The sequence below is a fragment of the Thioalkalivibrio sp. ALJ15 genome (assembly GCF_000383695.1).
In the GTDB taxonomy this organism is placed as follows: Bacteria; Pseudomonadota; Gammaproteobacteria; order Ectothiorhodospirales; family Ectothiorhodospiraceae; genus Thioalkalivibrio.
The window spans coordinates 1-1,444 of record NZ_KB912068.1; the positions used below are offsets into that span (position 1 = coordinate 1).

The following is a 1,444-nucleotide window of genomic DNA, read 5'->3' on the forward strand; positions in this document are numbered from 1 at the left end:
CCCCCCCCCAATGACACAACATACGGATCACAAACCCTCATAGGAGCCAAACGCCACTACATATCGGTACAGTGCAACCAAACTAAAAAGAGATAAGGTCGTAACCATATAGAAACGGAACTACTTCACATGGACGGACCACCGAACCACTCCGCACTTCCGCAAAATACCCGGGCACCGAACACCACGTCAGACACTCGCTAGCCGACTGATTTCATTGCCCCCCCCACTCGGCTGAATATCGAACTGAATACGCGCGCACGTTAATCCAATCTCCATCCGAGCCACCCAATCACCGTTGAGAGGAATACCCACATGCCCGCAATGTTCGATACCCTAGATGAGCTAATTAGTGAAGGCGAAAAGTTCACGTACGAGAACTTTCGCGCCACCACTTCCCGTCACGGATACCCAGCTGCGTACTCCGAGGAGTGGGTCGTATGGCAGTCTCGCGCAAGGACCTTCTTGGAGGCTAAATTTGGCCAAGACTCAGTCCCGGCTCAAACCTTGCAAAAGGGCCTTGTTATTCGCGTTCTCGGATTTGGCGAAGAAAAGTTCACCAATGCGAAAACCATGATACTGAGTTCGCTAAAGTCGGCACGGGCTAGCGTGGCTGATGAGGTACTGCCCGAAGTGGGAGCATTGGACGTAAGTCCGGATGGGAAACCACGTTCTAGCAAGGTTTTCATTGTTCATGGACATGATGAGAGCGCAAAGCAGGAGATGGAAATATTCCTTACAGAACTGGGCTTGGAGCCGGTGGTACTGCACCGCAAGGCGGACGAAGGGCGGACGGTAATAGAGAAATTCGAAGCCCACAGCGATGTCGGGTACGTCTTCGTGCTCTTGACGCCAGATGAGTTTGCGTATCTAGCATCTGAAGCCGAGGTTCCAGAAAGTGACCGACAGATCGAAATCCGATCAAGGCCGAACGTTATATTCGAGTTCGGCTACTTCGTTGGGAAGCTGGGGCGAAACAGAGTCTGCTGTCTTCACACTGGTTCCGTCGTGCTACCTAGCGACTTGGGCGGCTTGGTGTACAAACAATATACGACCAGCATTGAAGAAAGTGGATACTCGATAATTAAGGAGCTGAAAGCGGGTGGATACAATGTAAAAGTATGATATTAAAATCGACACCCATCCGACCCTCTTACTTCGCGCGGCTGATGGCATACGTTACGGCTCATCCGTGGGTATATGACTCTAAGCGAATATATAACGGGGTTGGACCACGGCAACCCTCTGTAGGAACGAGACTTTCGGTCCCTCAAAGGCGGTTCCTGAGGCTTAAACGGGGCATTTCACCCGCCAAATGGGCGCCTCGGGGGTGAGAGCCCGAGGCGCTCGTGTGCTGGTCTAATTTTCGTGGACACCTCGATCGGTGGAATGATTGGGATCTGATCGAGGAGACGATATGGGACGCAGGAATTTTGATCCGGAG

The 1,444-nt window shown here is 52.1% G+C and carries 1 protein-coding gene; it reads left to right on the forward strand.

Annotation, left to right across the window (positions count from 1 at the left end; all coding sequences use genetic code 11):
* Positions 1–315: 315 nt before the first annotated feature.
* Positions 316–1,125 (forward strand): TIR domain-containing protein, encoded by an 810-nt coding sequence (locus G015_RS0113575; protein WP_020146895.1) that lies wholly within the window; start codon positions 316–318, stop codon positions 1,123–1,125.
* The last annotated feature ends 319 nt before the right edge of the window (positions 1,126–1,444 follow it).